This is a genomic window from Actinomadura mexicana, from assembly GCF_900188105.1.
GTDB lineage: Bacteria > Actinomycetota > Actinomycetes > Streptosporangiales > Streptosporangiaceae > Spirillospora > Spirillospora mexicana.
The window spans coordinates 81,840-107,394 of the sequence record NZ_FZNP01000008.1 but is presented as its reverse complement, the minus strand read 5'-3'; the positions used below and the strand labels follow the sequence as shown (position 1 = coordinate 107,394).

The following is a 25,555-nucleotide window of genomic DNA, read 5'->3' as shown; positions in this document are numbered from 1 at the left end:
CCAGGACTACCTGCGAAGCCTGGGCGCCGTCGCCACGACCTACGGTGACGGGGCTCGTGGCGCGCGTACGGAAGGTGCTCTCGATCGCCGATCCCGGGGCACCGGAACTCGGCGTGCGGTTCTCCGCCAAGGCGGAGGACCTCCCGGCCGCGATCGCCGAGGCCGCCCGGCTCTTCGCTGCCGGCAGGCTGCGCATCCCGGTCGAGAAGACCTACACACTCGACCAGGCCGCCGCGGCGCACATCGACAGCGCCGCAGGCCACACCCGCGGCCGACGAGTCCTGGTCATCTAGCCACCGACCCCCAAGACCCCGTATCCCCGCCGCCCCCTAATGCGGGTTTAACCCTCGGGGGGCTCTTATGGGCTGCGCTGGGGCAAGGCGTCCCGGGGAGAGGGTCGGCATGAGGGTGTGGGGTTGGGGTGTTGTCGCGGTGCTCTTGCTGGGGGGCGTCGCCGGGTGTGGGGATGACGGGGGCGGGAGCGGGGTCGCCAGTGCTGGTGGGGTGGCGGCCTCGGGGTCTGCTTCGCCGGGCAGGTCGGTTTCTCCGGAGGACGCCCAGCTGAAGTTCGCGCAGTGCATGCGGGAGAACGGGGTGGACGTTCCCGATCCGGGGAGTGGGGACGGGCACGCGCTGCGGCTGGGGAAGGGCGGTGACCGCTCGAAGCTGGAGGCGGCGCTGAAGAAATGCCAGTCGTGGCTGCAGGCGGGCGGGAAGATGCCCGATCTGAAGGATCCGAAGGTGCGCGACCAGTACGTCGAGTTCGCGCAGTGCATGCGCGAGCACGGGGTCGACATTCCCGATCCGGGGCCGGACGGGCAGATCAAGCTCCCGACCGGGCAGGTCGACCGGGGGCAGGCGAACAAGGCTCGGGAGGCGTGCAGGGGCACCCTGCCGGGGGTCGGGAAGTGAGGCGGGCCGTGGTCGCGGGCGGGGTCGCCGTCGTTGTGGCGGGGGCCGGCGGTGCCCTCGCGTGGACCAGGGACGGGAGTCAGGCGCAGGGGGCGCAGGCTCCGCTGGCGACGGCGGTCGTGAGCCGGGGCGATCTCGTGGACACCGAGAAGGTGGACGGGAAGCTCACCTATGGCGATGTCCGGGACGTGTGGGCTGGGGCGTCCGGGGTCGTGACGTGGGCGCCGGAGGCGGGCGCGACTGTTCAGCGCGGGGAGACGCTGCTTTCGGTGGCGGGAAGGCCCGTGACGTTGCTGTACGGCGGCCGGCCCATGTACCGGACGCTGCGTGAGGGCGTCTCCGGGAAGGACGTCCGGCAGCTCGAAGAGAACCTGCGGGCTCTCGGGTACGGCGGCATCACCGTGGACGGCGAGTTCACCGGGGCCACGGGGGCCGCCGTCGAGGAGTGGCAGGACGACCGGGGGCTGGCGGAGACCGGGCAGGTCGACGCTCGTCAGGTCGTCTTCCTGGGCGGGGCGGTGCGGGTCCGGGAGGTCAAGGCGCCCGAAGGGAAGCGGATCGCTCAGGGGCAGCCCGCCCTGACGGTGGCCGGGACCAGGCGGGTCGTGCACGTCGATCTGGACGCCGACAAGCAGGACCTCGCCAAGGAGGGCGCCCGGGTCTCGGTGGAGCTGCCCGGTGGGGCGACCGTCAAGGGCACGGTGAGCGAGGTCGGCAGCGTCGCCCAGACGACCGGGTCGGGGCAGGACCAGAAGACCACGGTCGGCGTCGATATCTCGGTGGGGAACGCCGAGACGGGGCGGCTGGACGAGGCGCCGGTCAGTGTCGAGTTGGAGAGCGAGCGGCGGGAGGGCGTGCTCTCGGTGCCGGTCGAGGCGTTGCTGGCGCTGCGGGAGGGCGGCTTCGGGGTCGAGGTCGTGGACGGCTCCAGGCGCCTGGTGCCCGTGGAGGTCGGGGCGTTCGGCGGCGGGCGGGTCGAGGTCGCCGGGAGCGGGCTCCGTGAGGGGACGAAGGTCGGGGTGCCCGCCGGATGAAGGGCTTCGACGACAAGGGCGCGGACATCGTGGAGCTGGCCGGGGTGGTCAAGGAGTACGCGGGCGGGGTCGCGGCCCTCCGGGGCGTCGATCTGGTGATCGCGTCGGGGGAGATGGTGGCGATCGCCGGGCCGTCCGGGTCGGGGAAGTCGACGCTGCTGCACATGGTCGGGACGCTGGACCGGCCGACCCGGGGGAGCGTGCGGGTCGCCGGGCACGAGGTCGCGGGGCTCGCGGACCGGGAGCTGTCGGCGCTGCGGGCGCGGCACATCGGGTTCGTGTTCCAGCAGTTCCACCTGGCCGCCGGGGTGAGCGCCCTCGACAACGTCGCCGACGGGCTCCTGTACGGCGGGGCCCGGCTGCGGGAGCGGCGGGAGCGGGCGCGGGCGGCGCTCGCACGGGTCGGGCTGGCGGAGCGGACGGCGCACCGGCCGCACCAGCTGTCGGGCGGCGAGCAGCAGCGGGTCGCGGTCGCGCGGGCGGTCGTGGGCGAGCCCGACCTGCTGCTCGCGGACGAGCCGACCGGCAATCTCGACTCCGCCGCCGGCGCCGACGTGCTCGCCCTGCTGGACGAGCTGAACCGCGCCGGCACCACCGTCCTGGTCATCACGCACGACGCGGAGGTGGCGGCCCGGGCGCCGCGGCGGGTGCGGGTCCGGGACGGAGTGATCGTCGCGGACGAGCGGGCGGGGGTGGGGAGCCGATGAGGCCCGCGCGGCTCGGTGCGGCCGACGTGCTGCGCGTCGGGCTCGGGGGGCTGAGGGCCCGTCCGACGCGGGTGGTGCTGTCGGCCCTCGGAATCGCGGTCGGGATCGCGACCATGGTCGCCGTCATCGGGATCTCCTCCTCCAGCAGGGAGGATCTGCTGCGGCGGCTCGACCGGCTCGGCACGAACCTGCTGACGGCCACGCCGGGCGACACGCTGTTCGGCGACAAGGCGGAGCTCCCCGAGACGGCACCGGAGATGGTGCGGCGGATCGGGCCGGTCACGGCGGTCGGCGCGACCGGGTCGGTGGAGGCCACCGTCCGCCGCACCGACAGGATCCCCGAGGAGGTCACGCAGGGGATCGCCGTGCAGGCCGCCACGGCCGGGCTGCTCGGCACCCTCGACGTGGCGCCGGCGAGCGGGCGGCGGCTGGACGCGGCCACCGGGGGCCGGCCCGTCGTCGTCCTCGGGTCGGAGGCGGCGCGGCGGCTCGGCCTGGACCGGGCGGGCGGCCAGGTCTGGATCGGCGGCCGGTGGTTCGTCGTCCTCGGCGTGCTCCGGCCGGCGGAGCTGGCTCCCGAGATCGACCGCTCCGCCCTCGTCGGCTGGGACGCCGCGCGCCGGTACCTCGGGTTCGACGGGCACCCCACGACGATCTACGAGCGTTCCGCGGACGCCTCGGTCGGCGACGTCCGGGACGTGCTGGCCCGGACGGTCAACCCCGAGCGTCCCGAGGAGGTCCAGGTCAGCCGGCCCTCGGACGCCCTGGAGGCGCGGGCGGCGGCGTCGGGGGCGTTCACCGGGCTGCTGCTCGGGCTCGGGGCCGTCGCGCTGCTGGTCGGCGGGGTCGGGGTCGCCAACACGATGGTGGTCTCGGTGCTGGAGCGGCGCCGCGAGATCGGGCTGCGCCGGTCGCTCGGCGCCACCCGCGGCCAGGTCCGCGTCCAGTTCCTCGCCGAGTCGCTGCTGCTGTCGGCGTTCGGCGGCGCGGCCGGGGTCGTGCTCGGCGCGGCGGTGACCACCGGTTTCGCGCTGTGGAAGGGATGGCCGCCGGTCGTGCCGGCATGGGCGCTCGGCGGCGCGTTCGCCGCGACCCTGGTGATCGGGACGGTCGCGGGCCTGTACCCGGCGGCGCGGGCGGCGCGGCTGCCGCCGACGGCGGCGCTGGCGGCCGCGTGAGGCTGGTCACGATCTGTCCGATCAGTGCATGATTGGGGCGGCGACGTCGACCCGCCCTGGGGGAGGTGCCTCAACCGCCATGCCGGTGCCACGCCCGCTCCGCGACCGCTGCAGGGAGTTCCTCGGGCTCGACGGGGAGATCCGCTACATCTTCCCCGCGATGACCTGTGGCGGCGGCGCGGGCTTCATCTTCGTCGTCACGGGCGACCAGGTCGCGGTGATCTCCACCGGCTCGCTGAGCCGCAGCACCCCGAAGAGCATCTGGGGCAGCTACCCGCGCGGCACCCGGATCGGGCCGGTGGAGACGGGCGTCGGCGCGTCGTTCGAGTTCGCGGGCGCCGTGTTCGAGCTCGACGACGAGTACGTGCCGGTCGTCAACGCGGCCGACGCCGAGGTCTTCGCCCGCGACAGCCTGCCCCGCGACCCGCTGCCCGATCTGTGACGAAGCGTCAGGACGTCGGCGCCGGCTCGGTGGCCTTGGCCTGAGCGGGCTTGGACGGCGACGGGCTGCGCAGGAACAGCGCCATCACCGGCACCAGGTAGGCCGCCCACATGACCAGCTGCAGCCAGGTGATCTGCGGCGTGACGTTCAGGACGCCCTGGAAGACGGTCTGCATCCAGTCGCCGGCGCCGCCGAACTCGGCGAAGAAGGCGTGCGGCTCCAGCGCGACCGAGTGCAGGCCGGGGAACACCTCCGCCTCCTGCAGGTCGTGGAAGCCGTAGCCGAACACGCCGGCGGCGACGACGATGAGCGCGGCGCCCGTCCAGGTGAAGAACCGCTTGAGGTTGATCTTGAGGCCGCCGCGGTAGAGCAGGTAGCCGAGGGCGACGGCGACGGCGAGGCCGAGGAACGCGCCGGTGATCGGCTGGGTGGACCCGCCGGAGGAGTTGGAGATGTTCGTCCACAGGAACAGCGCGGTCTCCAGCCCTTCGCGCCCGACGGCCAGGAACGCGACGGCGGCGAGGGCGAGCGGACCGATGTCGAGGGCGCCCTCCAGCCTGCCCTCCAGCTCGGCCTTCATGAACCGGGCGGTCTTGCGCATCCAGAAGACCATCCAGGTGACCAGCCCCACCGCGACGATCGACAGGACGCCGCCGAACAGCTCCTGCGTCTTGAACTGCATCTCCGACGACGCGGCGCTCAGCGCGATTCCGAATCCGCACGACACGACGACGGCGGCGCCGATGCCCGTCCAGACGGGGAGCAGGGCCCGGCGGTTGCCGGTCTTCACCAGGTAGGCGATCAGGATGCTCACGACCAGGGCGGCCTCGAGCCCCTCACGCAGGCCGATGAGGAAGTTGCCCAGCAGCATCGACGCACTCCTCGGGGGATCACACGGACTTTTAGGCAAAGCTAACCTAAGCCAGTGTGTGCCTCGCGGCCGCCCCCTGCAAGTCCGGTCTAGAGCTCGCCCTTGCCGTCGAGGCGCAGGAACGCCTTGGCGATCGGCTGGGCGGTGAGCTCCACCTGCCAGCCGCGGGCGCCGAGGCCGCGCAGGGCGGCGCCGATCGCGGACGCCGACGGCTCCGCCGGGGGCGTCCACGCCAGCCGGCGGACGTAGTCGGGCTGCACGAGGTTCTCCGACGGCATCGAGTGCTCGTCGGCGAGCGCGGCGACGACGGCGCGGGCCGCGGTGAGCCGCTTGGCGGCCTCCGGGTCGCGGTCGGCCCAGCGGTGCGCGGGCGGCGGCCCGTCGCCGGGCAGGTTGGACGCGGGCAGCTCGCGCTCGCCGAGCTCGCGGGCGCGGGCGACGGCGCGCAGCCACGCCGACTGGTGCCGGCGGGCGCCGCGGCCCCGCATCGTCGGCAGGGCCAGCAGCTCGGCCGGGGTCTTCGGGGACTTCTGCGCCAGCTCGATGATCGCCGCGTCCTGGAGCACCCGGCCGGGGGACAGGTCACGCTCCCGGGCGAGCTTGTCGCGCGCCTCCCAGACCTCGCGGACGGCGGCGAGCGTCCGCCGGTTGCGCACCCGGTGGATGCCGGACGTCCGGCGCCACGGGTCGGGACGCGGCGGCTTCGGCGGCATGGTCAGGATCGCCGCGAACTCCTCCCGCGCCCACTCCAGCTTGCCCGCCGCCTCCAGCTCCTCCCGGAGCACGTCGCGCAGCTCGACCAGCAGCTCGACGTCCAGCGCGGCGTAGCGCACCCAGTCCTCGGGGAGGGGGCGCGTCGACCAGTCGGCCGCGGAGTAGCCCTTCTCCAGCACGAAGCCGAGCACGTTCTCGACCATGGAGCCGAGCCCGACCCGGGGGTAGCCGAGCAGCCGCCCGGCCAGCTCGGTGTCGAACAGCCGGCGCGGGACGAGCCCGACCTCGGCCAGGCACGGCAGGTCCTGGTTGGCGGCGTGCAGGACCATCTCGGCGTCGGCGAGCGCGGCGTCCAGCCCGGACAGGTCGGGCAGCGCGACCGGGTCGATCAGCGCGGTGCCGGCGCCCGCGCGGCGCAGCTGGATGAGGTAGGCGCGCTGCCCGTACCGGTAGCCGGAGGCCCGCTCGGCGTCGACCGCGACGGGGCCGGTGCCCGCGGCGAACGCCGCGATGACGCGCTCCAGGTCGGCGGCCGTGGTGAGCACCGGCGGGACGCCGTCGCGCGGCTCCAGCAGCGGGACGGCGGGGGGACCGGTGTCGGCCTCCGCGACCGCCGGATCGGGGCCGGGCACGGCCGGCCCGGGAACGGTCCCGGGAGGGGGCGCCGCCGTCTTCTCCGCACCGGCGCCCCGCTCGGGGCCGGTGGCGCGCGTTTCGGACACTCCCACTTCTTCCGTGTTCTCCCCCGCCGCCTCGGTTTCGGACGCTGTGCTCACGCCCCCTACCGTACGTCGCTCAGCCGCCCGCGCCGTCCGGCCGGTCCGGCAGCGCGGCGACACCGGTGGGCGGAAGCCCCGCCGTGGTGCACATCACCTCGCACCAGGCCAGCACGTGACCGGCGAGATCGTCGCCGGTCGGGGACCACGAGGCGCGCAGCTCCAGTTCCGTGGTGGACGGCTCGTCGCGCTTGTCGCCGAAGCTCTCCGACACCGCTCGGGTGATCGTCCCCGACACCGCGGCGTAGCCGGCGGGCTCCAGGGCCTCCAGCAGCCAGTCCCACGCGACGGAGCCGATCAGCTCCTCGGCGGCGATGTCGGGCTCCAGGTCGGCGCGGATGTAGGCGACGATGCGGAAGCCGTTCGTCCAGCCGGGGCGGCCGTCGGGGTCGTACAGCACGATGAGGCGGCCCATGGCGACCTCGGTGTCGTCGTCGCGGTAGACGCTGCCGGACATGGCCGCCGCGTGCGGCGCCAGGCTCTGCGGGGCGGGCATGTCCTCCAGGTCGAGCTCCGGCCGGACGGCGGGCCCGTCGAGGATCTCGCGCAGCGTGTCGACGGCCCGCTGGAAGGCAGGTGGGTTCATGGGTGGACCGGCCTGATCGCGGGGGAGGGTCGGGCCGCCGGGCACCGGTTCGGGCCGGTGGCGGCGGGACGGGGCGGTGCCGCAGGGGGCGGCGGGTGGACGTGGAGGGGAGGCAGGCACGACACAGGTTTCGTCTCGGGGGCCGGGCCGGTCAGGCCACGGCCCGCACGGTGGCGGCGCGGCCGCGCACCCGGGCGGTCTCGGAGGCCCGGCGGAGGGCCGGGGCGGTCACGGCGGGCGGCAGGCCGACCAGGACGGCCGAACCGCAGTCGACGCAGGCCCGCTCGGGGCACTCCGCACCGTGCCCGTCCTCGCACGGCGGCTGCTCGAACGAGCGTTCATCACCGCAGGTGAAGCAGTACAAGGGGGAACCTCCCTCGGCTATGACACGCATCACGTTCGCACGCGCCGGTGACAGAATGCGGGACTTCGCTCGGCGTGTCCGGAAGTTCGTTCCGCCTCACGCGCCACTCCAGGGCTCTCCCATCGGCTTTTCGTGGGACCATCGCAACGTGACCGCTGACGCAGCCCGTTCGAACGACCCCTCTGCGCGCACGCCTGACGGCGGCGGCCTCGCCGAGAGCCCCTTCCTGCTGGCCTGCCGGCGCCGGCCGGTGCCGCACACGCCCGTGTGGTTCATGCGTCAGGCGGGGCGCTCGCTGCCGGAGTACCTGCGGGTCCGCGAGGGCGTCCCGATGCTGGAGTCGTGCGCCCGCCCGGACCTGATCGTGGAGATCACGATGCAGCCGGTGCGCCGGTACGCGGTGGACGCGGCGATCTTCTTCAGCGACATCATGGTCCCGCTCCGCGCGGTCGGCGTCGACCTCGACATCAAGCCCGGCGTCGGCCCGGTCATCGCCGATCCCATCCGCGACGCCGCGGGCCTGGACGTCCTGCGCCCCCTCTCGCCCGACGACGTCCCGTACGTGACCGAGGCCGTCGAGGGCCTGGTCGGCGAGCTGGGCGCGACGCCGCTCATCGGGTTCGCGGGGGGCCCGTTCACGCTCGCCTCGTACCTGATCGAGGGCGGCCCGTCCAAGAACCACGAGCGCACCAAGGCCATGATGTACGGCGAGCCGGAGCTGTGGGCCCGGCTCATGGAGCGGCTGGCCGACCTCACGATCGCGTTCCTGAAGGTGCAGGTCGCGGCCGGGGCGAGCGCGGTGCAGGTCTTCGACTCGTGGGTGGGCGCGGTCGCCGCGCAGGACTACCGCGAGTCCGTCCTGCCGCACGCCCGCCGCGTCTTCGCCGAGATCGAGCCGCTCGGCGTCCCGCGCATCCACTTCGGCGTCGGGACGGGCGAGCTGCTCGGCCTGATGGGCGAGGCGGGGGCGGACGTCGTCGGCGTCGACTGGCGGGTGCCGCTGGACGAGGCCGTCAGCCGGGTGGAACCGGGCAAGGCCCTCCAGGGCAACCTCGACCCGGCGATCCTCTTCGCGCCGTGGGAGACCGTGGAGCGCCGCGCCCGCGACGTGCTGGCCCGCGGCCGCACCGCCGAGGGGCACATCTTCAACCTGGGCCACGGCGTCCTGCCGTCCACGGACCCGGACATGCTGGCCCGCCTCGCCGACCTCGTCCACGAGGCGAGCAGCGAGGACCCGCACTAGACGGGCGGCGGCGGCCCCTGCCGCGGTGCCTGCGAGGCGTCCTCGCCCGCGCCGACGGCGGCCTTCGCGTTCTCCGGCTCCGGTGCCCGCTCCGGTGCCTGCTCCGGGTCGGTCGCGTCGCCGCCCGCGGGCCGGGCGCGCACCCGGCGGCGCAGGGCAAGCGCGGGCAGCCCGATCACGGCGGCCGCGACGAGGAACGGCAGCAGCCAGCCGAGCACGGCGGCGACGCCGCCGGCGAACGCGCTGAACGCGTGCCACCCGTTCCGCAGCCCGCCGACGAATCCGCCGCGGGGCTCGTCCTTCTCGGGCGGCGCGGCCTTGGCCACGAGCGTCACCGTCACGGTCGCGAACTGCGTGCGGTGCGCGAGCGACTTCTGGCGCGCCTGGAGCGCCTCCAGGTCGGCCTCCCGCTCGGAGATCTCCTGCTCGATGCTCATGATCTCGCTGACGGAGTCCGCCCGGTCGAGCAGCTTGCGGAACGACTCCAGCGCGGCCTTCGCGGACCGCACCCGCGCGTCGACGTCGGCCACCTCGCCCGTGACGTCCTCGGCCTGCTGGCCGAGCGACAGCTTCGTGCCGAGCTCGGTGCCGAGCCGGCCCAGCACCTCGGCGTACCGGTCACCGGGGATCTTGAGCGCGATCTCCGAGCGGGCCGGGTCGCTCGACGTCGACTCCCGCTCGACGTAGCCGCCCGCCGCGGCGACCAGCTGCTTGGCCTTGGCGGCGGCGGCCTCCACGTCCCCGGCCCGCACCCGCAGGTCGGCCGTGTGGACGACCATGCGCCCGGTGGGCAGGGGCGCCTCCGGGCGCGCGGTCCCGCTCTGCGGGGCGCCCTCGGCGCGCCGGGCGCCGCCCGGCAGGGCCGGCGCCGTGGCCATGCCCCGGGGGGCGGAGTCCGACGCGCCGGAGGAGTGGTCGCCGCCCCCGCAGGCGGCCATGCCCCCGGCCAGCGGCAGGACGACCAGTGCGCAGGTGATGCTCCTGACGATCCGCATGGGGCTTGGACGGGGTGCGGCGGATCACCGTTCCCCGGGACCGGTCGCGATCCGGGCACGAAGCGGGCACGCGGCGATCACGGGCCGTCGGTGAGGACGACCGGCCCCCCGATGTTCACGGACCCGAGCGTCCACAGGGCGCCGGTGCCGGGGACGACGGCGAGCGCGGTCGCGTAGATGCTGCTCCGGTTCGGCACGGCGGTGGTCGGGACGCGCTCCCAGGCACCGCCGCCGTAGCGGAGCAGGCCGGGCTCGGCGGGCTCGTCGAGCGAGTGCCCGACCGCCCACAGCGTTCCGCCCTCGCCCTCGACGATCCTGGTGAGGGCGTTGAGGCCGGGCGGCGGGGTGACGCCCGTCCAGGCCGTGCCGTCCCAGTGCATCAGGACGGGTGAGGCCGGGGACGTGCGGTAGCTGATGCCGGTGGCCCAGGCGTCGGTGGGGGAGAGGGCGATCATGTCGGTGAAGCTGGTCCCGGGTACGGGCTCGTGCACGGGGACGCTCTGCCAGGACCGCCCGTCCCAGTGGTGCGCGACGAGCGTCTGGTCGGTGCGGGAGACGCTGCCGAGGAACCAGATGTCATCGTCCGCCCGGATGTAGGACGCGTACTGCTGCATGTCCGGGATGGCGGTGATGTGCGTCCAGGTGTCGCCCGTCCGGCGGTAGACGCCGCCGCCGGTGCCGACCCAGACGCCGTCGGCCCTCGCCTGGAGGTCCGCGCCGCGGGCGCCGGGCGGCAGCGCCACCTGCTCGAACCGCGATCCGGTGAAACGCGCCACGTAGGGGGTCGTCGTCGCGGTGCCGCCCGAGCCGTACTTCGGACCGGTGATCCACACGTCCTCGGGACCGGCCGCGTCGACATCGGTGACGGTGCCGCGGCCGGACAGGTTCTGGAGGTCGTACTCGACCCAGCGGCCGTCCTTCCAGCGCCGGACGACGGGGTTTCCCGGGATGCTCTGCCCGGTCCCCGGGATCGGGCCGGGGATCACCAGTTCGCCCTGGTGCCCGGTGATCCAGACGCTGTCGGGCGAGGCGGCGTCGACGTCGTAGAGGCTGTTGTTCGGCCAGAAGAACGGCAGCGGGACCGGTGTGAACCCGCCGCGGGCCGCGGCCGACGCGGGGGACGCGAGCCCGCCGGCCGCGAGCACTCCGGCCGTGAGGGCCGCCGTGAAGAGGGCGGAGGTCTTCCGAGGCTTCATGGCTGCCAGTATCCACTGGCGCAGTCTTGGGATCTTGTCATCTCCGCGACAAAAAACCCCGGCGCCGAGCGCGCCGCCGGGGCCGCCCCGGTGCGCGATACGGCGAGGCGTCTGGAAGGCTGGAGGCATGACCACGTCCCATGCCGTTGTCGTCGGGGGCGGCATCGCGGGCCTCGCCGCCGCGCGCATGCTCGCCCGGGAGGGCGTCCGGGTGACGGTCCTGGAGGGCTCCTCCCGGATCGGCGGGAAGCTGCGCGTCAGCGAGATCGCCGGGATCCCGGTGGACGAGGGCGCCGAGTCGATGCTCGCCCGCCGTCCCGAGGGCCTGGACCTGGTGCGCGACCTCGGCCGCTCCGGCGATCTGGTGAACCCCGGCACCACCTCCTCGGGGATCCTCAGCCGCGGCGCGCTGCGGCCCCTCCCGTCCGGGCAGGTGATGGGCGTCCCGTCCGACCTGAAGGCGCTGGCCGCCGCGCACGTGCTGTCGCCGGCCGGGCTCGCCCGCGTCCCGCTGGACCTCGTGCTGCCGGAGACGCCGCGCGGCGGGGACGTGTCCGTCGCCGACTACGTCGGCGCCCGCCTCGGCGGCGAGGTCGTCGACCGGCTCGTGGAGCCGCTGCTCGGCGGCGTGTACGCGGGACGGGCCGAGCGGCTGTCCTTCGAGTCCACGCTGCCCGCCGTCGCCGCCGCCGCGCGCTCCCACCGGTCGCTGATCCACGCCGTCCAGGGCATCCGGGACGCCGCGCCGGCGAACCCCGGCCCGGTGTTCGCCACGCTGCCGGACGGGCTCGGCACGCTCCCGCACCTGGTCGCCGCCGACATCGCCGAGGCCGGCGGGACGGTCAGGACCGGCGCGACGGTCCGCGGGCTGCGCCGCCGCGAGGACGGCTGGCGGCTCACCGTGGGGCCGGCCCGCGACCCCGAGTACCTCGACGCCGACGCGGTGGTGGTCGCGGTCCCGGCGGCCCCGGCGTCGCGCCTGCTGGAGCCGGACGTCCCCGCCGCCGCCCGGGAGCTCGGCGGCATCGAGTACGCCAGCATGGCGATCATCACGCTCGCCTACCGGGCCACCGCGTTCCCGCGGCTCCCGGCGGGCAGCGGCTACCTCGTCCCGAACGTGGAGAGCGACACCGCCCGCGGGGGCCGGGGGGTCAAGGCCGTCACGTTCAGCTCGCTGAAGTGGCCGCACCTGCGCGAGCGCGACCCGGGCGTCATCGCGGTGCGCTGCTCCATCGGCCGGTACGGCGAGGAGCACACGCTCCAGCGGACCGACGAGGAGCTCACCGCGACCGCCATGGCCGAGCTGGCCGCGACGTGCGGCGTCACCGAGCTGCCCGCCGAGAGCCGGGTGACCCGCTGGGGCGGCGGTCTCCCGCAGTACAACGTGGGCCACGCCGACCGCGTGGCCAAGGTCCGGGCCGCGGTCGCCGGAGCGCCGGGGCTGGCCGTCGCGGGCGCCGCCTACGACGGCCTGGGCATCCCCGCGTGCATCGCCTCCGCGCGTGCGGCGGCGCTCCGCGTGCTGGACCATTTGCGCAGTCGAGAAGGAGTCGGACCATGACGGAGCAGCCGGGCAAGCCGAAGGCGCGCGAACTCAACAACGTCATCCGCTACACGATGTGGTCGGTGTTCCGGGTCGCGAACCCCGGAACCGCGGGCGAGCAGGAGGCGGCGGAGGTGCAGGACCTCCTCGACCAGGCCGCCCAGAAGGACGTCACCACGCGCGGCGCCTACGACGTCGCGGGCCTGCGGGCGGACGCCGACTACATGTTCTGGTGGCACGCGCCCACGTCCGACGACCTTCAGGAGGTCTACACCCGGTTCCGGCGGACGGCGCTGGGCCGTGCGAGCGAGCCGGTGTGGTCGCAGATGGCGCTGCACCGCCCGGCGGAGTTCAACAAGAGCCACATCCCCGCGTTCCTCGCAGACGAGGAGCCCCGCGCCTACGTGTGCGTCTACCCGTTCGTCCGCTCCTACGAGTGGTACCTGCTGCCGGACGAGGAGCGCCGCGCGATGCTCTCCGAGCACGGGAAGATGGCGCGCGACTACCCCGACGTCCGGGCCAACACGGTGTCGGCGTTCGCGCTCGGCGACTACGAGTGGATGCTGGCGTTCGAGGCCGACGAGCTGCACCGCATCGTCGACCTGATGCGGCACCTGCGGGGCGCGAGGGCCCGCCTGCACACCCGCGAGGAAGTGCCGTTCTACACGGGTCGCCGCAAGCCGGTCGCCGAACTGGTCGCCGGCCTGGCCTAGCCCGCCCATCACGCCGAATCGCGCGTGGGGCGGGGGTGGGCGGCAGTAAAGTGCCGTCCGTGACCAAGTCTCCCGCCCGGCACGCCCGCGGACGGCACGCGCGACCGCCGTCCGAGTTCTCGACCCGCCTGCACCGCCTGATCGCGTCCCTGCGGGGCTCCCGGCGGCGCCGGCTGGGCGCCGCCGGGGCGGTGACCGCGACGGCCGCGGTGATCGCGGCCGTCGCCGTCCTGGCGCTGCCCGGCGGCTCGGGCCCCGCGCCCCGCGCCGCCGTCGCCGCCCGCACGGCCGCCGCCCCGTCCCCGAACGAGCGCGTCGGGGACCCCGACGAGATCACCGACGCGGTGCCCTACTTCGAGACGAAGGACCCCGGCGGGAAGGTCGTCGAGCACGTCACCGACGTCCGCCGCAGCGGCAGCTTCGTGCGCGTCTACACCGATCTCGGGGAGGCCGACGAGAACTCCGAGCCGGCCATCGACCTGTGCAAGTGGACGACCCAGTTCCTGGAGGACGGCGGCGACGACGAGCCCCGCGTCTTCGTCCACGGCAAGAGCGACGACAACGGCAGCGTCGTCCTGGCCAACAAGCAGAGCGACAAGGACGACTGCGAGGTCCCCGAGACGCCCTAGCAGTTGCCGGACCCGCTGTCGTTCGAGTCGTAGTAGCCCGAGTACTGCGTGTCGGACAGGAGACTCTGCTCGGTGTTCCGGTTGACCCCGTTCAGAGCCCATGCGTAGGGCAGGTCGAGCGGCTTGGGGTTGTCCATCTCCATGACCTGGCGGAGCTTGGCGTCCTCGACGGCGACCGTGCCCAGCGCGGCCAGCCTGGCGACCGCGTCCCCCGTGCCGGACTCGGCGTCCGCGCGGAGCCTGCGCCGGGCCGCCCTCCCCTCGCGCGTCGGCCGGAGCCGGCCGCGGAAGCCCCGGCGCAGGAGGCCCGTCTTGACCAGTCCGCCCGCGACGGCGGCCACCTCGTCCGACTCGGCGACCGCGTCGAGGACGTGGCCGAGCTGGAAGCCGCTGCCCGGGACCTCGTCGAGAAGCGCGGCCTGGACCCCGTCGTCGGGCTCGCGCTCGACGACGGTCACGCGGCGCGTGCCCCGCGAGACCCGCACGCGGCGCAGCTCGTAGAGGGCGAGAAGCGCGCACTGGGCGGCGCGGGTGGGCCCGCCGCAGAGTAACGCGATCTCGTAGGAGGTGAACTCGTCCACGGCGACTCCCCGGGGCTGACCGTCACTGGTGTGATCGTCGATGTGACGCGTCAGGGCCCGGGGAGGTTGCGTCATCCGGCGGGTTCGAGGGTGAGCGAGATCGAGTTGATGCAGTAGCGGTCGTCGGTCGGGGTGTCGTAGCCCTCGCCGTGGAACACGTGCCCCAGATGCGAGTCGCACACCGCGCAGCGGACCTCGGTGCGGACCATGCCGAGGGAGCCGTCCTCGATCAGCGTGACCGCGTCCGAGTCGGACGGCGCGAAGAACGACGGCCAGCCGCAGTGGCTCTCGAACTTGGTCTCCGACCGGAACAGCTCCGTCCCGCACGCGCGGCACCGGTAGACACCGATGGTCCTGGTGTCGTTGTACTCGCCGGTGAAGGGCTTCTCGGTGCCCGCCTCCCGAAGCACGTGGTACTCCTCCGGGCTGAGCCGGGCCCGCCACTCGTCCTCGCTTTTGCGGATCTTCTCCATGGTTCGACCGTACCCGGCGGCGCTGCGCGGGAAGACTGTCGTGCCCGTGGGTTAACGTGCGGCTATGGCCTCGCCCTTCATCGAGATCCCGGTCGGGGATCGGCTCGTCAAGGTGACCAATCCCGACAAGGTCTACTTCCCCGAGCACGGCTACACCAAGCGGCAGCTCGTGGAGTACTACCTGGCCGTGGGGGAGGGGATCCTGCGCGCCACCCGCGACCGCCCGACGACGCTGGAGCGCTGGCCCGCCGGGGTCTTCGAGGGCGCCCGGATGGCCACCCGCGAGGACTACGCGCGCGGCCAGGCGGGCATGGGCGCCGGGAAGACCGACGCGTTCTACCAGAAGCGCATCCCGAAGGGCGCCCCCGACTGGGTGCGGACCGCCCGGATCGCCTTCCCCAGCGGGCGTTCGGCCGACGAGGTCTGCCCGACCGAGGTCGCCGTGATCGCCTGGGCGGCCAACCTCGGGACGCTGACCTTCCACCCGTGGCCCGTCCGCAAGGGCGACGTCGACCATCCGGACGAGCTGCGCATCGACCTCGACCCGCAGCCCGGCACCGACTTCTCCGACGCCGTCCGGGTGGCGCTCGGCCCGGCCCGCGACCTGCTGGCGGAGCTGGGCTACACCGGGTACGTCAAGACGTCCGGCAAGGGCGGCGTGCACATCTACGTCCGCATCGAGCCGCGCTGGACGTTCACCGAGGTCCGCCGGGCCGCCCTCGCCTTCGGCCGCGAGGTGGAGCGCCGCGCCCCCGCCGAGGTCACCACGAAGTGGTGGAAGGAGGAGCGGGGCGAGCAGATCTTCATCGACTTCAACCAGAACGCCCGCGACCGCACGATCGCGTCGGCCTACAGCGTCCGGCCGGCCCCGCACGGGCCGGTGTCGGCGCCCGTGACCTGGGAGGAGCTGTCCGGCGTCGACCCGCGCGACTTCACCATCGCCACGATGCCCGCCCGCTTCGCCGAGTTGGGCGACCTGCACGCCTCGATCGACGACGCGTCCTTCTCCCTGGAGGCCCTCCTCGACATGGCCGACCGCGACGAGAACGACCACGGCCTCGGCGACATGCCGTACCCGCCGAACTACCCGAAGATGCCCGGCGAGCCCAAGCGCGTCCAGCCCAGCAAGGACACCGGCAACCAGGCCTGACCGCCGACGGCGTGGACGGCCGCGGCCCGCCGCCCGGGAGGGGGCGGCGGGCCGTCCCGTGTCAGTAGAGCCTGCGCTCCTGGACGGGGAGGTCCACCTCGGCCGGGCCGCGCCAGGTCTCGGCGGAACGCGGCGGGGCGAGGAGGGTGGCCGGGTCGTCCTGGGCCGTGACGACCGGGATGCTGACCGAGCTGCCGCGCAGGTCCACCGTCACCCGGACGCCCGTCGGCGTCTCGGTGTTGTAGTCGGCGTCCGTCCCGGCGAGGACCAGGGCCAGCCGGTGGCCCTTCTTCAGCAGGTACTCCTGGCTGAGGGTCTGCCAGCGGACGCCGTAGTAGCGGCCGGGCGCCAGCGGCTTCGGACGGCTCAGCGACCTGTCGTTCTGGGCGTCGAGCCAGCCGCGGGCGACCACGTTGACCGGCGAGGTCACGGTCGTGACCTCGGTCCGCCGGTAGCAGGCGTCGTCGCCGGGTGTGCTCTCACCGTGGCAGTCCTCGGTGGTCAGCGTGCGGATGCCGGAGCCGGCGCCGAGGTAGTCCACGCGGGTGTCGTCGCCGTAGTCGACCAGCAGCGCCGTCAGGTTCGCCGTGGGCCCGTCCAGCTTGATCTTCAGGCGGGCGTCGGGGGTACCGGACAGGCGCCCCGTCCCCGGCAGCGGGGCCGACACGAACGCCGTCCGGTACGGCCGCGCCGCCGTGGGGTCGGCGACCATCGCGTCCTCTGGATGGCCGGCGCCCTGCGGACCGGCGGCGTCGGTGAAGGCGGCGGTCACGCCAGCCGCGGCGGGCTTCAGGCCGAGGGAGCCGTTCTCGCCGGGGCGCAGGACGACGCTGCGCGCGTCCCGGGCCGGCCAGTCCCGCTGGGTGATCCACTGGTCCGGCCCGATCTCGATGTCGGCGCGCGGCTGCCGCATGACGTCGTTGGGAACCCGCTGCAACTCGTGGTCGAACCACTTGTGCAGGGTCGCCACCCACGCGTCCCGCCGGGTGTCGAACGGGTCGACGTGGCCGCGCTGCGTCAGCCAGACCTTGCGCTGGACGCCGCGGCGCGCGAGGGCGTTCCACCATTCGGCGAAGTGGTCGTCCTTCACGTTCAGGTCGTTGACGCCGTGCGCGGCGAAGATGCTCGCGTGCACGCGGGACGCGCGGCCGATCGTCCCGTCCCGGTAGTCGGCGGTCTTCCAGTAGCCGTTGTAGTCGCCGGTGCCGTCGTCCTCGCCCTTGTCCAGGTCGGCGTTCACGGCGGCGCACTTCTCGGGCGGGTCGGTGTCGACGTAGCTCGCCAGCCACGGCTGCTCGTCGGTCCAGTACTTCACGCCGTTCATCCGGCTGTAGTCGTACCAGCTGCTGATCGCCGAGATGGGGACGATCGTCTCCAGCCCCTCGACGCCGGTGGCGGCCACGCCGTTGGCGAGCGTCCCGTCGTAGGACTTGCCGATCATGCCGGTGCGGCCGGTCGTCCAGGTCGCCTTCGCCGGGCTGCCGTCCGCCCGGTAGGCCCGGGCGCGTCCGTTGAGCCAGTCGACCACGGCCTTGCCGCCGAGGACGTCGGTCGGGCCTCCGCTGACCGGGCAGCCGTCGGAGCGCGTCGTCCCGACCATGTCCACGGCGAGGAACGCGTACCCGCGCGGCACGAAGTAGTTGTCGTAGTAGAGCGGGAACTTCACCGGGTTCCCGTTGGCGTCGTAGGTCTTGCGCTCGCTCTCGTTGCCGCGCCCCGCGTTGTCGTAGTAGGGGCTCTCATCCATGATCACCGGCACCTTCAGACCGTGCTCGGTCTCCTTCGGCCGGATGATGTCCACGTTGACGCGGTCCTTCTCGCCGTCCCGGTCGCTGTCGACGCCCGACTCGACGTAGACGTGCTCGCGGACCGCGTCCTTGTAGGAGAAGACGGGCTGGGTGACCCCGCCCTTCACCACGATCTTGGGGGACGTCCCGGCCAGCGCCGTCGCGCCGCCGCCCGCGCCGGCGAGCGCCGCGCCGGTCAGCACGGCCACCGCCATGGTCCGCCGGGTTCGTCTCAGGGATCGCCTGGCCAACCCGCACCTCCGAGTATGGAAATGATCTCCGACGGGGCACAGGCTCCTCGCCCGGAGGCCGCCGGTAAAGGGCGGTGCGCGACGAAGACGGGCCGGATTTGGTCACGTCCTGCCCTTGCCCAAGCGGGGATGTCCGTATTGCGGATTTCGGTTGTCCGGGAACGGATCGCGGGGATGCCCGGCGGCCGGCCGGGCATCCCCGCCCCATGGGTTGGAGCTATCGGAAATCACTCAGGATGGGCCCGTTCCGCCTCAACTTCTCCAAGAAGGGCGTCGGGCACAGCGTCGGAGGGCGCGGAGCCCGCTACACCCGCTCGGCGGACGGGCGCCGTCACATGACGTTGCGCGTCCCCGGGACGGGCCTGTCGTGGAGACGGTCCCTGAAGTCGTCTAGCCGCTCTTCGCGCGGTTGACCGCCGACAGGACGGCCTCCACCGACGCGGTGAGCACGGACGTGTCGCGGCCCGCGCCCCAGCGGGTCGCGCCGTCCACGCGGCATTCGGCGTAGGCGACGGCCACGGCGTCCCGCCCTGCCCCGGCCGAGTGCTCGGCGTAGTGCAGGACGTCCACCTTGATCCCGGCGGACGCCAGCGCGCCGGTCAGCGCGTCCAGCGGGCCGTTGCCCGTGCCGGTGTGCTCGCGCTCGCCGCCGTCGACCCGGACGACGCCGGTGAAGTCGTGCCGGGCCGGGCCGGTGCGGGAGGTCCGCCACCGGGTCACCTGGACCGGTCCCGGCCGGTCCAGGTACTCGGCGCGGAAGAGCTCCCACAGCTCGCCCGCCGTGACCTCCTCGCCGCTGCCGTCCGTCGCCCGCTGCACGACCCGGGAGAACTCGATCTGCAGGCGGCGCGGCAGGTCGAGCCCGTGCTCCGTGCGCAGCAGGTAGGAGACGCCGCCCTTCCCGGACTGGCTGTTGACGCGGATGACCGCCTCGTACCCGCGCCCGACGTCGGCCGGGTCGATCGGCAGGTACGGCACGTCCCACGGCAGGTCCTCCGGCGGCACGCCCCGCTCCCCGGCGAGGCGCGCGTGGCGGGCCATGCCCTTGCCGATCGCGTCCTGGTGGGTGCCGGAGAACGCCGTGTACACCAGGTCGCCGCCGTACGGGTGCCGCTCGTGGACGGGCAGCCGGTTGCAGTGCTCGACCGTCCGCCGGATCTCGTCGATGTCGGAGAGGTCGATCCGCGGGTCGACGCCCTGGGCGTGCAGGTTCAGCGCCAGCGTGACCAGGTCGACGTTGCCCGTCCGCTCCCCGTTGCCGAACAGGCAGCCCTCGACCCGCTGCGCGCCGGCCAGCATCGCCAGCTCCGCGCACGCGACGCCCGTCCCGCGGTCGTTGTGCGGGTGGACCGACAGGACGACCGCGTCGCGCCTGGCCAGGTTGCGGTGCATGTACTCGATCTGGTCGGCGTACACGTTCGGGGTGGCGATCTCGACCGTGGCCGGCAGGTTCAGGATCACCGGGCGGTCGGGAGAGGCGTCCCACAGCGCGGTGACCGCGTCGCACACCTCCAGCGCGTAGTCGGGCTCGGTGACGTTGAACGTCTCGGGGGAGAACTCGAACCGCACGCCGGGCCCGGCGAGCCGCGCCACGTCGGCCGCCCCGTCCAGGATCAGCCGCCGCACCCCGTCCCGGCCGGCCCCGAGCACGACGTCCCGCCACACCGGCCCCGTCGCGGTGTACAGGTGGACGACGGCCCTGGGCAGCCCCTCGATGGAGGCGAAGGTCCGCTCGATCAGCTCCCCGCGCGCGGGCGTGAACACCACGGGCGTCACGTCGTCGGGCACGCCGGCCTCGGCCAGGTGCCGGACGAAGTCGAAGTCGGTCCGGCTGGCCGAGGGGTAGCCGACCTCGATCTCCTTGAAGCCCATCGTGACGAGCAGGTCGAACATGCGGCGCTTGCGGGCGGTGTCCATGGGTTCCGCCAGCGCCTGGTTGCCGTCCCGCAGGTCCACGGGCACCCACAGGGGCGCGCTCCGGATGCGCCCGGACGGCCAGGTGCGCTCGACGTCCGCCACGGGCGACGGCACGCGCTCGTGGACGGACCGGTACCGGTGGAACGGCATGGAGCTGCCGCGCTGGGGGTTCCAGAAGGGAGCGCCGTCCGCCACCGGGCCGGACGGGGTGCGCAAGGTGGGGAACTGCGTGCGCGGAGTCGGGACGTTCATGGGCCTGTTCCTCGTTCATCGCCGGACGACCGGCGGCACCGGACCCCGCGACGGGGTGCCGGTCCGGATCAGGCCCCGCCGCGGCGACCGAGAAGAAGGCCCTGCCACGACATGCCGCCCACCCAACCACACCTCAGCTCCTCAGACAAGCTGAGGTGGCTTAGTCTGGAGGCCCACCCACGTCCCCGGAGGACTCCCGATGCCGCTCGGCCCGCTCCGTCCCAGCCCGCTCGTCGAGCAGGCCGCGCAGCGGCTGCGCGACCAGATCGCCGCCGGGGCGTGGCCGGTCGGAACGCGGCTGCCCGGCGAGACGACGCTCGCCGGGGAGCTGGGCGTCGGCCGCTCCACCGTCCGCGAGGCCCTGCGCGCCCTGGCCGGAGCCGGTCTCGTGCAGGCCCGGCAGGGCGCGGGCGTCTTCGTCATCGCGACCGAGCCGGCCGAGGACTGGTCCGCCCGGCTCCGCCGCGCCTCCGTCGCCGACGTCTACGAGATCCGCGCCATGCTGGAGGTCCGCGCCGCCGAGCTGGCCGCCGAGCGCCGCACCCCGGACGACCTCGCCGCCCTCGACCGGGCGCTCGCCGACCGTGACACGGCCTTCGCCGGCCCCGGCGTCGAAGCGTTCATCGACGCCGACATCGCCCTGCACGCCGCCGTCATCGCCGCCGCGCACAACCCGGTCCTCGCCGACCTGTTCGCCGGGTTCGTCCCCGTCCTGCGCGACGGCCTGCTCGACCTCGCCTCCCTGGTCGACGTACGTGGATCCGACGACGCCCACGGCAGGGCGGCCCACGCCGCCCTGGTCGAGGCCGTCCGCGCGCAGGACCCGGCGGCCGCGAGCGAGGTCGTCAGGGCCGAGCTCGACCGGACCCTGACCGGCCTACTCCAGAGCCGATAGCAGGGACGGCAGGTCACCGTCGTGGACGACGGTCAGGCGGCGGGTGGCCCTGGTGAGTGAGACGTAGAGGTCCTGGCCGCCCTTGGCCGACTCGGCGAGGATCCCGGCCGGGTCGACGACGACGACCGAGTCGAACTCCAGGCCCTTGGCCTCCTCGGCGGTCAGGACGACCACGGGCGAGTCGAGGGCCTCGGGGGTGGCTCCGACGGCGGCGTCCGGGAGGGCCCGCAGCACGGCGGCGTGGCGCGCCGCCGAGGCGATGACGGCGAGGCGGCCCTCCTTGAAGGCGCCGCCGATGTCCTCGCCGCCGGTCACGAGGACCAGTTCCGAGCGGACGAGGGACGGCAGCTCGGCGACCGGCAGCGCGACCGCGGCCGGCGGCGGCCCGTCGTCGCGGACGGGTTCGGGCGGCGTCTGGTCCGGGGCGACGGCGGCCAGCACGTCCGCGGCGACCTTCATGATGGCGGCCGGGGTGCGGTAGTTGACCATGAGACGCTGCTCGCGCCAGCGGCCCGGGACGTAGCGGTCGAGCATCTGGCCCCATGACGCCGCGCCGGCCACGCTGCCGGTCTGGGCGATGTCGCCGACGACCGTGAGGGAGCGGGTCGGGACGCGGCGCATCACGGTCCGCCACGCCATCTCCGAGAGCTCCTGCGCCTCGTCCACGATGACGTGGCCGTAGGCCCATTCGCGGTCGGCCATGGCGCGCTGGGCGGTGGTGAGGCGCGGACCGTCGTCGTGGTGGCGCTCGGCCAGCTCGCTCGCGGAGATCAGATCGCTCGCCAGGATCATCTCGGTGCCGTCGGTGGTCTGCATGACCTCGCGGGCGTAGCGCTCCTCCTCGGCGAGCGCGGCCTGCGCCGCACGCGCGCGGGCCCTGTCGGCGGAGTCGTCCTTGCCGAGGAGCTCGGCGGCCTCGTCCAGCAGGGGGACGTCGGAGATCGTCCACGGCGAGCCGGGCGGGCGGCGCAGGAGCGCCCACTCGTCAGGGGAGAGGCCGGCCTCGGCGCCCGCGCGCGCCACCGCCTCGCCGGAGGCGTAGAAGTCGCTGAGGAGCCGCTCCGGGGTGAGGTCGGGCCAGAGCTCGTCCAGGGCGGACCTGACGGCCGGGTCCTGCCAGAGGGCCTCCTTGGCCAGGCGGAGGTCGGTCTCGTCCAGAAGGGGCTCGTCCTCGGCCTCGTCGATCAGCTCCTGGAGCCAGGCGGGCAGCCCGCCGGACTTGGCGATCTCTTCGAGCGGCTCGTCCATGATGCGGTCGAACTGCTCGGCCCGGTTGAAGGCGAGCGCCTCCAGCATGTCGTGGACGAAGCGGCGCCGCTGGATGTTGTGCGGGGCGCGCAGGGCACGGGCGCGTGCACGGATCTGCTCGCACTTGCCGGCCTCGACGACCAGGGTGAGGCCGTCGGCCTCGACGCGCAGGCCCCCGGCGGGGACGCGCTGCCGGTCGCGGACGGCGGCCTCCACGAGGCCGGCCATGCGCAGGCCGCCCTTGACGGCGGCGGCCGCGGGCGTCTCGGCGGCCACCGCCTTCAGCCCCGGGTAGAGCTCGCCGACCGTGGCCAGCGCGACGTCCGTCTCGCCCAGGCCGGGGAGCACCTGCTCGATGTAGCGCAGGAACGTGGCGTTCGGGCCCACGATGAGGACGCCGCGCCGCTCCAGGACGTCGCGGTGCGTGTAGAGGAGGTAGGCGGCCCGGTGCAGCGCGGCGACCGTCTTGCCGGTGCCGGGGCCGCCCTGGACGACCAGCACCCCCTGGAGGCCGGAGCGGATGACCTGGTCCTGCTCCTCCTGGATGGTCGCGACGACGTCGCTCATCCGGCCCGTCCTGCCGCGGCGGAGGGTGGCGAGCAGGGCGGCCTCGCCGACGATGCCGCCGCGCTCGGACTCCTCCAGGCCCTCCAGGTCGAACACCTCGTCGTCCAGCCGGACGACCTCGCGGTGGCGCAGGTGCAGGTGGCGGCGGCGCGCGAGCGTGCCCGGCGCCCCCGGCGTGGCGGTGTAGAACGGGCGGGCCGCGGTGGCGCGCCAGTCGATCAGGAGGGGCTCATGGTCCTCGTCGCGCAGGCCGATGCGGCCGACGTAGAAGGTGTCGCCGGAGCCGCCGGCGTCGGCGCGGTGGTCGATGCGCCCGAAGCACAGGCCGTGCTCGACGGCGTTCAGCCGGACGAGCCGCCGGGCCGCCTCGTCGGTGGCGATGGCGCTCTCGACCCGCGCCTGGAACGCGGCGCCGCCGCCGGCGGCGGGGCCCTCGCGCAGCGCGGTCGCGGCCCTGTCCCGTTCGGCGTCGAGCCGCGCGTACACGCGGGACACGTACTCCTGCTCGACGCGCACGGCGGCCCGCGCCGCCTTTTCTTCCCGTTCGGGGTTGACAGCGCCCGCTTGACGAAGTCCCATGCTTCGACTACACTCCTATTCATAGGATGGAGTATCTCTGTGCGCATTTGCGACTTGGTAGTCTAGCATCCTTTCCGTGCATCGCGTGATCTTCTAGCGCCGTCCAAAAGATCGTCTCTGTTGTGGCGGGCGTCATGCGCGCGGAACCCCCCGGTCATCGATCTTCGTGAGGCTGTCGGCGAGCAGCACTGCCGGCCCCCTCCGAAAGGTCACCTCTCCATGGCCGACTCCGCCCGCCCGCTGAACCGGCGCGCCTTCCTCGCCTCCAGCGGGCTCGCCACCAGCGGACTCCTCACCGCCGTCGCCGTGACCGGCATACCCGGCACCGCCCACGCGGCCCCCCGCGGCCGCGCCCTGCCCGCCGATCCGTTCACCCTCGGCGTCGCCTCCGGCGACCCCGAACCCGACGGATTCGTCCTCTGGACCCGCCTGGCCCTGGACCCGCACGCCGAGAACGGCCTCGGCGGCATGCCCGCCCGGACCGTGCCCGTCCGCTGGGAGGTCTCCTCCGACTCCCGCTTCCGCCGCATCGACCGGCGCGGCACCGCCGCCGCCCGCCCCGACGCCGCCCACTCCGTCCACGTCGAGCTGAACGGCCTGCGCCCCGGCCGCGACTACTGGTACCGCTTCCGCGTGGACGGCCACGTCTCCCCGGTCGGGCGGACGCGCACCGCCCCCCACCCGGCCACCTTCGGCCCCGCCCTCGCCATGGCCTTCGTGTCGTGCTCGCAGTTCGAGCACGGCTACTTCACCGCGTACCGGCGGCTGGCCGAGGAGCACCCCGACCTGGTCCTGCACCTCGGCGACTACCAGTACGAGTACAAGAAGGGCGTCTACACGATCCCGGGCGGCAACGTCCGCGACCACGAGGGCCCCGAGACGGTCAGGCTGGCGGACTACCGGCTGCGCCACGCCCAGTACAAGGCCGACCGCGACCTGCAGGCCGCGCACCAGGCCGCACCGTGGCTCGTCGTGTTCGACGACCACGAGGTGGAGAACAACTGGGCCGGCCCCATCCCCGAGGAGGGCTCGGACACGCCCTCCTACGACGACTTCCGCGCCCGCCGCGCCGCCGCGTTCAAGGCCTACTACGAGAACATGCCGCTGCGCCGCCGGTCCGTCCCGAAGGGCCCCGACATCCAGGTCTACCGGCGGGTGCGGTGGGGCCGGCTGGCCAACTTCCACATGCTCGACACCCGCCAGTTCCGCGACGACCAGGGCTGCGGCGACGGCTACAAGGACTGCCCCGCCGCCACCGACCCGAAGCGCTCCATCACCGGTGCCGGCCAGGAGCGGTGGCTGCTCGACGGCTTCCGCCGCTCCACCGCCCGGTGGGACGTCCTCGGCCAGCAGGTGTTCTTCGCCCAGCGCGACAACACCGCCGGGCCGGTCAAGAAGACCTCGATGGACTCCTGGGACGGCTACGCCGCCTCCCGCGACCGGATCACCAAGGGCTGGCTGGACGCCGGGGTCCGCAACCCCGTCGTCCTCACCGGCGACGTCCACGCCCACTGGGCGAGCGACCTGAAGGCCGACTACGACGACCCGGACTCCAGGACGGTCGGCGCGGAGCTGGTCTGCAGTTCCATCACCAGCACCGGCGACGGCAGGGACTCCGACCCCGCCGACCACCCCTACCTCAAGATCAACCCGCACCTGCGCTTCTACAACAACCAGCGCGGCTACGTGCTGACGAGGATCGGCAAGGAGGAGATGAGGGCCGACTTCAAGACGCTCCCGACCGTCCGGACCCCGGGCGCCGACGTCTCCACCAAGGCGACGTACGTCATCGAGGACCGCGTCCCCGGCGTCCACCAGGCCTACCTGCGTCCTTACGCCTCGGCGAAGGCGGCGGCGCAGCCGGACGAGGACCTGATCCGGCAGACCGTCCGGAACGAGACCCAGCCCTGAGGGCGGGCGGCCGGGACGCGCGGGGCGTCCCGGCCGGTCCG

25 protein-coding genes are annotated in these 25,555 nt (G+C 74.0%); 14 read left to right on the top strand and 11 right to left on the bottom strand.

Annotated elements, in window-relative coordinates; all coding sequences use genetic code 11:
* The first annotated feature begins 56 nt into the window (after positions 1 to 56).
* The 6 genes from CHC11_RS43910 to CHC11_RS21440 all read left to right on the top strand — a co-directional run bounded on the left by CHC11_RS43910 (position 57) and on the right by CHC11_RS21440 (position 4,273).
* Positions 57 to 293: a zinc-binding dehydrogenase gene (locus tag CHC11_RS43910; protein WP_218826187.1), complete on the top strand. Its 237-nt coding sequence runs from the start codon at positions 57 to 59 to the stop codon at positions 291 to 293.
* Positions 294 to 594: 301 nt separating this feature from the next.
* Positions 595 to 912, top strand: a complete 318-nt coding sequence (locus CHC11_RS42820) for a hypothetical protein (RefSeq protein WP_245919543.1) — start codon at positions 595 to 597, stop codon at positions 910 to 912.
* Positions 909 to 1,946: a peptidoglycan-binding protein gene (locus tag CHC11_RS21455; RefSeq protein WP_245919541.1), complete on the top strand. Its 1,038-nt coding sequence runs from the start codon at positions 909 to 911 to the stop codon at positions 1,944 to 1,946. The genes CHC11_RS42820 and CHC11_RS21455 overlap by 4 nt, the downstream gene beginning before the upstream one ends.
* A complete protein-coding gene (locus CHC11_RS21450) occupies positions 1,943 to 2,653 on the top strand; it encodes an ABC transporter ATP-binding protein (RefSeq protein ID WP_089313565.1) in 711 nt (236 codons plus the stop codon). The genes CHC11_RS21455 and CHC11_RS21450 overlap by 4 nt, the downstream gene beginning before the upstream one ends.
* Positions 2,650 to 3,831, top strand: coding sequence for an ABC transporter permease (locus CHC11_RS21445; protein ID WP_089313564.1), 1,182 nt, complete (start codon positions 2,650 to 2,652; stop codon positions 3,829 to 3,831). The genes CHC11_RS21450 and CHC11_RS21445 overlap by 4 nt, the downstream gene beginning before the upstream one ends.
* A 79-nt stretch (positions 3,832 to 3,910) precedes the next feature.
* Complete coding sequence (locus tag CHC11_RS21440; protein ID WP_089313563.1) at positions 3,911 to 4,273, top strand: hypothetical protein; 363 nt, start codon at positions 3,911 to 3,913, stop codon at positions 4,271 to 4,273.
* A gap of 7 nt (positions 4,274 to 4,280) precedes the next feature.
* Here CHC11_RS21440 and efeU read toward each other — a convergent pair whose 3' ends face one another.
* The 4 genes from efeU to CHC11_RS21420 all read right to left on the bottom strand — a co-directional run bounded on the left by efeU (position 4,281) and on the right by CHC11_RS21420 (position 7,584).
* Entirely contained in the window at positions 4,281 to 5,144 is an 864-nt protein-coding gene (gene efeU, locus CHC11_RS21435) for an iron uptake transporter permease EfeU (protein WP_245919539.1), read from the bottom strand.
* Positions 5,145 to 5,233: 89 nt separating this feature from the next.
* Positions 5,234 to 6,490, bottom strand: coding sequence for a ribonuclease D (locus tag CHC11_RS21430; RefSeq protein WP_089313821.1), 1,257 nt, complete (start codon positions 6,488 to 6,490; stop codon positions 5,234 to 5,236).
* A gap of 163 nt (positions 6,491 to 6,653) precedes the next feature.
* Positions 6,654 to 7,220, bottom strand: a complete 567-nt coding sequence (locus CHC11_RS21425) for a DUF3000 domain-containing protein (RefSeq protein ID WP_089313562.1) — start codon at positions 7,218 to 7,220, stop codon at positions 6,654 to 6,656.
* Positions 7,221 to 7,371: 151 nt separating this feature from the next.
* Positions 7,372 to 7,584, bottom strand: a complete 213-nt coding sequence (locus CHC11_RS21420; protein WP_179278931.1) for a hypothetical protein — start codon at positions 7,582 to 7,584, stop codon at positions 7,372 to 7,374.
* A 226-nt stretch (positions 7,585 to 7,810) separates the two neighbouring features.
* On the opposite strand from CHC11_RS21420, the gene hemE reads away from it, so the two are divergent.
* Positions 7,811 to 8,827: a uroporphyrinogen decarboxylase gene (gene hemE, locus CHC11_RS21415; RefSeq protein ID WP_425427337.1), complete on the top strand. Its 1,017-nt coding sequence runs from the start codon at positions 7,811 to 7,813 to the stop codon at positions 8,825 to 8,827.
* Here hemE and CHC11_RS21410 read toward each other — a convergent pair.
* Positions 8,824 to 9,822, bottom strand: a complete 999-nt coding sequence (locus CHC11_RS21410; protein ID WP_089313559.1) for a DUF4349 domain-containing protein — start codon at positions 9,820 to 9,822, stop codon at positions 8,824 to 8,826. The genes hemE and CHC11_RS21410 overlap by 4 nt on opposite strands.
* Before the next feature lie 77 nt (positions 9,823 to 9,899).
* The gene (locus CHC11_RS21405) at positions 9,900 to 11,018 is read right to left on the bottom strand and encodes a hypothetical protein (protein ID WP_143227185.1); all 1,119 of its coding nucleotides are present in this window, start codon (positions 11,016 to 11,018) and stop codon (positions 9,900 to 9,902) included.
* Positions 11,019 to 11,145: 127 nt separating this feature from the next.
* On the opposite strand from CHC11_RS21405, the gene hemG reads away from it, so the two are divergent.
* The 3 genes from hemG to CHC11_RS21390 are packed head-to-tail and all read left to right on the top strand — an operon-like array spanning position 11,146 to position 13,903.
* Entirely contained in the window at positions 11,146 to 12,579 is a 1,434-nt protein-coding gene (hemG, locus tag CHC11_RS21400) for a protoporphyrinogen oxidase (protein WP_245919537.1), read from the top strand.
* Positions 12,576 to 13,274 carry a hydrogen peroxide-dependent heme synthase gene (gene hemQ / locus CHC11_RS21395; protein ID WP_089313557.1) on the top strand — a complete coding sequence of 233 codons (699 nt, stop codon included), beginning with the start codon at positions 12,576 to 12,578 and terminating at the stop codon, positions 13,272 to 13,274. The genes hemG and hemQ overlap by 4 nt, the downstream gene beginning before the upstream one ends.
* Before the next feature lie 59 nt (positions 13,275 to 13,333).
* Positions 13,334 to 13,903, top strand: coding sequence for a hypothetical protein (locus tag CHC11_RS21390; protein WP_143227184.1), 570 nt, complete (start codon positions 13,334 to 13,336; stop codon positions 13,901 to 13,903).
* Here the strand turns inward: CHC11_RS21390 and CHC11_RS21385 are convergent.
* Positions 13,900 to 14,559 (bottom strand): TIGR04222 domain-containing membrane protein, encoded by a 660-nt coding sequence (locus CHC11_RS21385; RefSeq protein ID WP_089313555.1) that lies wholly within the window; start codon positions 14,557 to 14,559, stop codon positions 13,900 to 13,902. The two genes, CHC11_RS21390 and CHC11_RS21385, sit on opposite strands and share 4 nt — an antisense overlap.
* Positions 14,556 to 14,957 carry a peptide-methionine (R)-S-oxide reductase MsrB gene (msrB, locus tag CHC11_RS21380; protein ID WP_089313554.1) on the bottom strand — a complete coding sequence of 134 codons (402 nt, stop codon included), beginning with the start codon at positions 14,955 to 14,957 and terminating at the stop codon, positions 14,556 to 14,558. Before msrB ends, CHC11_RS21385 begins: the two co-directional genes overlap by 4 nt.
* A 64-nt stretch (positions 14,958 to 15,021) precedes the next feature.
* Here msrB and CHC11_RS21375 point away from each other — a divergent pair, with 64 nt between their 5' ends.
* Positions 15,022 to 16,107 (top strand): DNA polymerase domain-containing protein, encoded by a 1,086-nt coding sequence (locus tag CHC11_RS21375; RefSeq protein WP_089313553.1) that lies wholly within the window; start codon positions 15,022 to 15,024, stop codon positions 16,105 to 16,107.
* Positions 16,108 to 16,168: 61 nt separating this feature from the next.
* On the opposite strand, the gene CHC11_RS21370 is transcribed toward CHC11_RS21375, so the two are convergent.
* Positions 16,169 to 18,109, bottom strand: a complete 1,941-nt coding sequence (locus CHC11_RS21370) for a Xaa-Pro dipeptidyl-peptidase (RefSeq protein ID WP_089313552.1) — start codon at positions 18,107 to 18,109, stop codon at positions 16,169 to 16,171.
* Between the two features lie 242 nt (positions 18,110 to 18,351).
* Between CHC11_RS21370 and CHC11_RS21365 the strand changes: the two genes are divergently transcribed.
* On the top strand, positions 18,352 to 18,558 hold the full coding sequence (locus CHC11_RS21365; RefSeq protein ID WP_089313551.1) for a DUF4236 domain-containing protein: 207 nt from the start codon (positions 18,352 to 18,354) through the stop codon (positions 18,556 to 18,558).
* Here CHC11_RS21365 and leuA read toward each other — a convergent pair.
* Complete coding sequence (gene leuA, locus CHC11_RS21360; protein WP_245919607.1) at positions 18,536 to 20,212, bottom strand: 2-isopropylmalate synthase; 1,677 nt, start codon at positions 20,210 to 20,212, stop codon at positions 18,536 to 18,538. The genes CHC11_RS21365 and leuA overlap by 23 nt on opposite strands.
* A 301-nt stretch (positions 20,213 to 20,513) precedes the next feature.
* Here leuA and CHC11_RS21355 point away from each other — a divergent pair, with 301 nt between their 5' ends.
* Positions 20,514 to 21,209: a FadR/GntR family transcriptional regulator gene (locus CHC11_RS21355; RefSeq protein ID WP_089313549.1), complete on the top strand. Its 696-nt coding sequence runs from the start codon at positions 20,514 to 20,516 to the stop codon at positions 21,207 to 21,209.
* Here the strand turns inward: CHC11_RS21355 and CHC11_RS21350 are convergent.
* Entirely contained in the window at positions 21,192 to 23,603 is a 2,412-nt protein-coding gene (locus CHC11_RS21350; protein WP_089313548.1) for a HelD family protein, read from the bottom strand. The genes CHC11_RS21355 and CHC11_RS21350 overlap by 18 nt on opposite strands.
* Before the next feature lie 219 nt (positions 23,604 to 23,822).
* Here CHC11_RS21350 and CHC11_RS21345 point away from each other — a divergent pair, with 219 nt between their 5' ends.
* Complete coding sequence (locus CHC11_RS21345; protein WP_089313547.1) at positions 23,823 to 25,514, top strand: alkaline phosphatase D family protein; 1,692 nt, start codon at positions 23,823 to 23,825, stop codon at positions 25,512 to 25,514.
* The last annotated feature ends 41 nt before the right edge of the window (positions 25,515 to 25,555 follow it).